Origin of the sequence: Streptomyces sp. NPDC102467, assembly GCF_044765445.1 — a bacterium.
Classification (GTDB): domain Bacteria; phylum Actinomycetota; class Actinomycetes; order Streptomycetales; family Streptomycetaceae; genus Streptomyces.
In genome coordinates this window covers 368563-374562 of the sequence record NZ_JBIWKA010000006.1, presented here as the reverse complement: position 1 = coordinate 374562, position 6000 = coordinate 368563, and the positions used below count along the sequence as shown (strand labels likewise).

Below are 6000 nucleotides of genomic sequence, written 5' to 3'. Positions count from 1 at the left end.
GGCCGGGGCCCGGGGGGGGGGGGGGCGCCCGCCACGGGGGCCGGCGCCAACCAGGCCTTGACGGGTTCACCGAGTGCGGGGGGGGGCCCACTTCGGGGGCCCCCCGCCGCTCAGTCGTTTCCGTCGCTCACAGACAGGCGCTCAGTCCTCCTGCCCTCGCGCCTCCTCCACCAGCGCCGTCTGCATCAGCCGCGCCCGGCCCCTGGCGATGTGCTGGGCCCGGCCCGGCGGCAGGTTGAGCGGCTTCGTGTTGCCGAACAGGCGGCCCTCCGTGGGCGGGCAGGAGAGCACCACGGCCGGGTTGTTGGCCTCGTCCATGCGGCGTACGAGGCCGTCGCTCATCCCGCGCCCCGCACCCATCGCACTGCGGGCGACGACCAGGTGCAGGCCCATCTCGAAGCCGAGGGTGAGGTGATCGAAGAGCGGCTCGAACGGGTTCTGGAAGGAGTTGCCCGCGACCATGTCGTAGTCGTCGACCAGGATGAAGAGCCGCGGTCCCGTCCACCAGTCGCACCGGCGCATGCGGGCGGGCGCGATGTCCGCGCCGGGGATCCGGGTCTTCAGCGCGCGGGCCGCGCCCTCGATGGTCTCCGTCAGGCTGTCCCGGGAGATCACGTGCCCGATGCGGTACTCCTCGGGGACGGCGTCCACCAGCGTACGGCGGTAGTCCACCACGATGATCTTCGCCTCGTTCGGCGTGTACCGGGTGGTGATGCCCGCGGCGAGGCTGCGCATCAGATTGGTCTTGCCGCTCTCGGTGTCGCCGACCACGATCAGGTGCGGGGTACGGCTGAAGTCCTGCCAGACCGGTTCGAGCGCGTCCTGGTCGATGCCGAGCGGCAGCCGCATGCCGTCGCCCTCGGTGCTCTCGGGCGCGGGCAGTTCGGCCAGCGGCAGCCGGTGCGGCAGCATCCGGACCTGCGGGGCACGCGCGCCCTTCCAGTGCCGGGAGATCTCGGCGACGAGATGGCCGACGCCGTCGCCGAGGTCGTCGAGGGAGCCGCTGCCGTCCAGGCGCGGCAGGCCCGCGAGGAAGTGCATCTTGCTGTCGGCGGTGATGCCACGACCGCCGCTGCGCGGCACCGAGCGCGCCTTGCGGGTGTCGATCTCGGAGTCCATCGGGTCGCCCATCCGCAGTTCGAGACGGGTCGCGGACTGGTCGCGGATCTGCGCCGACAGCTCCACCCAGCGGGTGGTGGTGATGACCAGGTGGATGCCGTAGTTGAGGCCGCGTGCGGCGAGTTCGTTGAACTTCGGGATCAGCTCGTCGTAGTCCTGGCGGACCGTGGACCAGCCGTCGATCACCATGAGTACGTCACCGAAGGGCTCGTCGCGGAACTCCCCGGCGGCCCGGCGACGGCGGTAGGACTGCATCGAGTCGAGGGTGTGGTCCACGAAGAACTGCTCGCGGCGGGCGAGCAGCGTCATCACCTCGGCGACCGCCCGGTGCACCCGCTCCGGGTTGAGCCGCGCCGCCACCCCGCCGACGTGCGGGAGACCGGCCAGCTGCGAGAGGCCACCGCCACCGAAGTCGAGGCAGTAGAACTGGATCTCGGCCGGGGTGTGGGTCAGGGCGAGGGCCGAGATCAGGGTGCGCGCCAGAGTGGACTTGCCGCTCTGTGAACCGCCCGCGATGGCGACATGGCCGCCGGCCCCCGACAGGTCGACGATGAGCGGGTCGCGGCGCTGCTCGAAGGGCTTGTCGACCAGGCCGACCGGAACCCGCAGCCTGCCGTTCCCGGGCCAGGCGGTGGCGGTGAGGCCACGTTCCGGGTCGGGGGCGACACCGCCCAGCAGCGCGTCCAGCGGGGAGGGCGCCTCCAGCGGCGGCAGCCACACGCGGTGCGCGGGCGGACCGGAGCCCTGCAGCCGCTCCAGGGCCACCGCGAGCAGGGTTTCTGTGTCGCCGTTGTCGCCGCTCTCCTCGACCTCCGGCTCGGGAGCGGCCTCCAGGGTTCGCGGCACCACCCAGCCGCTGGTCCACGGCACCACCTGGCTGGCCACCCGGGCCTGCATCACCGCGCCGGTACGGCGCCGGTAGGTGCCGGAGGAGTAGGCGGCGCGGAACCGGGTCAGGGACTCCACCCCGGACTTCAGATAACCGCTGCCCGGCTGAGCGGGAAGCTCGTAAGCGTCCGGCACACCGAGCACTCCGCGGCTCTCCATGGCGGAGAAGGTGCGCAGGCCGATGCGGTACGAGAGGTGGCTCTCCAGCTGGTGCATACGGCCCTCGTCCAGGCGCTGCGAGGCGAGCAGCAGATGCACCCCGAGCGAGCGGCCGAGGCGGCCGATCATCACGAACAGGTCCATGAACTCCCGGTGCGCGGCGAGCAGTTCACTGAACTCGTCGACCACCACGAACAGGCTCGGCAGTGGCGTGAGGTCCGCCCCGCCGGCCCGCGCCCGCTCGTACTCCAGGGCCGACGTGTAGTTGCCGGCGGCGCGCAACAGCTCCTGGCGGCGGATCAGTTCACCGTGCAGGGCGTCCTGCATCCGCTCCACCAGGGCGGCCTCGTCGGCGAGGTTGGTGATGACGGCGGCGGTGTGCGGGAGTTCGTCCAGGCCGAGGAAGGTGGCGCCGCCCTTGAAGTCGACCAGGACGAAGTTGAGCGTCTCGGAGGAGTTGGTGAGGGCGAGGCCGAGGACGAGGGTGCGCAGCAGCTCGCTCTTGCCGGAGCCGGTGGCGCCGATCAGCATGCCGTGCGGGCCCATGCCGCCCTGCGCGGACTCCTTGATGTCGAGTTCCATCGGGCGGCCGTCCTCGCCGACCGCGATCGGCACCCGAAGGCGGCCGGAACCGGTGTGCCGGTCGAAGGCGGTCTGCGGCTCGTGCCGGTGCAGGTCGGGTATGCCGAGCAGGGTGGTCAGCTCGACGTCGGTCTCCAGCGGCAGCGCGATGTCGGTGCCCAGGCTGATCCGCCGCGCGGTCAGCAGCCGGGCCAGCGACTCCGCGGCGAGCGGGCCGAGCCGGTCAGGACGGCCGAGCGGTACGGAACGCTCCTTGCGGCTGCGGTCGGTGCGCACCAGATTCACCGTGGCGGGACCGGTGGTCAGCCGCAGCGTGTTGCGGCCAGGGCGCCAGCGCAGCGCCCCGGAGATGTCGATGACCAGCGCGTTGCGGTAGCCGGGCCCCTCCCAGCGGTGGCCCTCGGGGACGCTGACCCCGTCCAGGACGACGACCGTGTACGGCTCGTCACGGCCGGGCCGGGCATCGGGGTCGAAACCGGGACGCTCGGCGAACTCGGCGCCGAGCAGGTCGTCCAGCTCGGTGAGGTCGGCGGTGATCCGGCGCACCTGCCCCGCACCGTCCTCCTCGTGCGGATGCAGCGTGTGCGGCAGCCACTTGGCCCACTCCCAGTCGGGCCGCCGCTCGTCGCTGACGCAGAAGGCGAGCCACAGCTCCTCTGGCGCGTGGAACACCGCGAGCTGGCCGAGCATGGCGCGCACCAGGCCGCGTACCGCGTCGTCGGACGTCCCGGTGTCCGGCTGCGCCGGTGCGGCTTCCTCGTCGGGGCGCAGCAGGACCCGTGCCGAAGAACGCAGATAGAGACCGAGGGGCTGGTCGGGGATGGTGGAGTACGCGCGGATGAAGCGGCGCAGGGCGTGTGCGCAGAGCGGTTCCAGGTCCTCCACCGGGCGCGTGGAGACCGGTTCGAGGGTGACGGCGAGCTGCTGCTCACCGACCGCGAGCCGGACCTCGCCGAAGTCCTCGTCGGCCGGGCGGCGTTCCCACAGCCGGGACGTACGGGCCAGTGAGCGCAGGGAGGCGGGCTCGGGGTGTCGCCAGGCGAGCGCCCGCTGCTGCTCCGCGATGGTGGTCCTGACCCGCTTGCGGATCTGCGCCAGGTAGCGGAGGTAGTCGCGGCGCTCGCCCTTCAGGCGCTGCTTGCGCTCGCCGGAGCGGCGCATTATCTGGCCGAGGAGCATGGCGGCGGCGGCGAGCACCATGACGCCCATCGCCAGATACATGAAGACGCCGTTGCCGCCGCCGGTGCGCAGGAGCATCAGCATCATCGACATCGACATCAGCACCATCGGCAGGTACGTCCACACCGCCGAGGTGTCCGGCACCGTCTCCGCGAGGACCGGTGGTTCCTGGAGGGTCAATTGACCGTCGGGCATCTGCGGTCCGCGCCTGCGGGCCGGCCGGCGAAACAGCACCACGCTCAAGGAACAGAACCTCCGGTTTTACTGGCTTTCCGGCCCACGCCGAATAGCGGCACTCCCGGTAGTGGGAAAGACCGCACCACGCCGATTCTCCGGGTTCCGGGTGACACGATGAACGCCGGATGAATGCTGCGAGCGGATTGTGAGGCGGCCGACTTCCGCTCCCTCGGCCAACTCCATACCGGGCAAAGGAGCCCGGACCGCAGCACGTGCCGACGGACATAGGCAGTAGTCTGCATTCACGGAACGCGACCTGTCCACGCGGGGCAGCGGTTGCCGGGTCCGCGGGGACAATTCCGCTGCCCGGCCCCGCAGTTCCCGCTCGCGTGGTCCTTCCGTACTCTTCGCACAACCCCTCGCCGGGGAAGTCCTCCCGACAAAGCCCCCACGGAAGACGAGAGTTCACCCGATGACCGACAGCGTGGTGGCCGCACTGTGCCGCCTGACCGTACGTGCGCCGAGCGTTTCCGTCGATCTGGCCGTGCCCGCCGACGTACCGGTCGCCGACCTTCTGCCCACGCTGCTGCGTTATGTCGGCGAGGAATCCGAGGAGGCGGGGCTCGATCACGCCGGCTGGGTGCTGCAGCGGCTCGGCGACGCCCCGCTCGACGAGGAGACCACCCTCGCGCGGGCCGATCTCTCCGACGGTGACGTGCTCTATCTGCGCCCGCACACCGAGGCGCTGCCCGAGGCCAGGCTCGACGACCTGGTGGACGGGATAGCCGACACCGCGGGCCGGCGGCTGCACACCTGGAGCCCCCGCGCGGCCCGCGGACTCCTGGTGGGCGCGGCGGTGGCGACCGTGGTGGCCGCCCTCGTCCTCGTGGTCCGGCCCGGGGTCACCGACTCCGGCTCCGCCCGTGCCGGTCTCGCGACCGTGGCCGGACTGCTGCTCCTCGCGGGCGCGGGTTCGGCCAGCCGCGCGGTCGGCGACCGCCTCTCCGCCACCGCCCTCGGCCTGCTCGTCCCGCCCTGCCTGGCCCTGGCCGGCTGGCTGCTGCCCGGCGGCGACGTGACAGGACCGGACGCGACGCGGGTGGTGGGCGCACGGCTGCTCGCGGCGGGTGCGGCGGCCGCAGGCGGCGCGGTCCTCGCCCTCGCCGCCACCGCGGTCGGCGCCCCGGCCCTGCTGGCCACCGCGGTGGTCTCGGTGGCCGCCGCGATCGCCGGGGCACTGATGGGCTACAGCGGGCTCGGCGCCCCCGCCGCCGTGGCACTGGTGGCCACCGTGGTCGCGCTGGCCGCCGGCACGGTGCCGCCGTTCGCCTTCAAGCTCGCCGGGATGCGGATGCCCGCACTGCCGTCCTCCGCCGGCCAGCTCCAGGAAGGCATCGAACCCTACGCGGGCAGCGAGGTCGCCGAACGCACCGAACTGGCGGGGCGCTGGGTCACCGCGCTCTTCGCCGCCACCGGCGCCGTCGCCGCGCCCACCCTGGTCGTCCTCGCCGCGCACCCGAACCTGCCCGAGGTGCTGACCTCCGCCGCGCTGAGCCTCTTGCTGCTCCTGCACTCCCGCGGCCTGGTGCACATCGGACAGCGGCTGACCCTGGCCGTGCCCGGTGTCTGGGGGCTGCTGCTGCTCGCCGGCGCCTGGGCGGTGGACAGCCAGGGCAACGGCCGCGCCGTGGTCTTCGCGGTACTGCTGGCCGCCGCGGCCGCCCTCGTGATCGCCGCCTGGACGGTGCCGGGACGCCGGATGCTGCCCTACTGGGGCCGGGCGGCGGAAGTGGCGCACACCGGCCTCGCGGTGGCGCTGGTGCCCCTCACCCTCTGGGCGGCGGGGCTGTTCGGCTGGCTGCGCGGCCTGTTCGGCTGAGCAACACCCGTACGCCG

General features: G+C 72.7%; 2 protein-coding genes. One reads left to right on the top strand and one right to left on the bottom strand.

Annotated features, from left to right (window positions below; translation table 11 throughout):
* Positions 1–141: 141 nt before the first annotated feature.
* Positions 142–4122 carry a type VII secretion protein EccCa gene (gene eccCa / locus ACIREE_RS14735; protein ID WP_404150990.1) on the bottom strand — a complete coding sequence of 1327 codons (3981 nt, stop codon included), beginning with the start codon at positions 4120–4122 and terminating at the stop codon, positions 142–144.
* A 454-nt stretch (positions 4123–4576) separates the two neighbouring features.
* Here eccCa and eccD point away from each other — a divergent pair, with 454 nt between their 5' ends.
* On the top strand, positions 4577–5983 hold the full coding sequence (gene eccD, locus ACIREE_RS14730; RefSeq protein WP_404150988.1) for a type VII secretion integral membrane protein EccD: 1407 nt from the start codon (positions 4577–4579) through the stop codon (positions 5981–5983).
* Positions 5984–6000 lie beyond the last annotated feature (17 nt).

What these genes read in the sequence shown, in the direction of transcription:
- eccCa (WP_404150990.1), bottom strand. Translation starts at nt 4,122, where the DNA reads ATGCCCGACGGTCAATTGACCCTCCAGGAACCACCGGTCCTCGCGGAG.
- eccD (WP_404150988.1), top strand. Translation starts at nt 4,577, where the DNA reads ATGACCGACAGCGTGGTGGCCGCACTGTGCCGCCTGACCGTACGTGCG.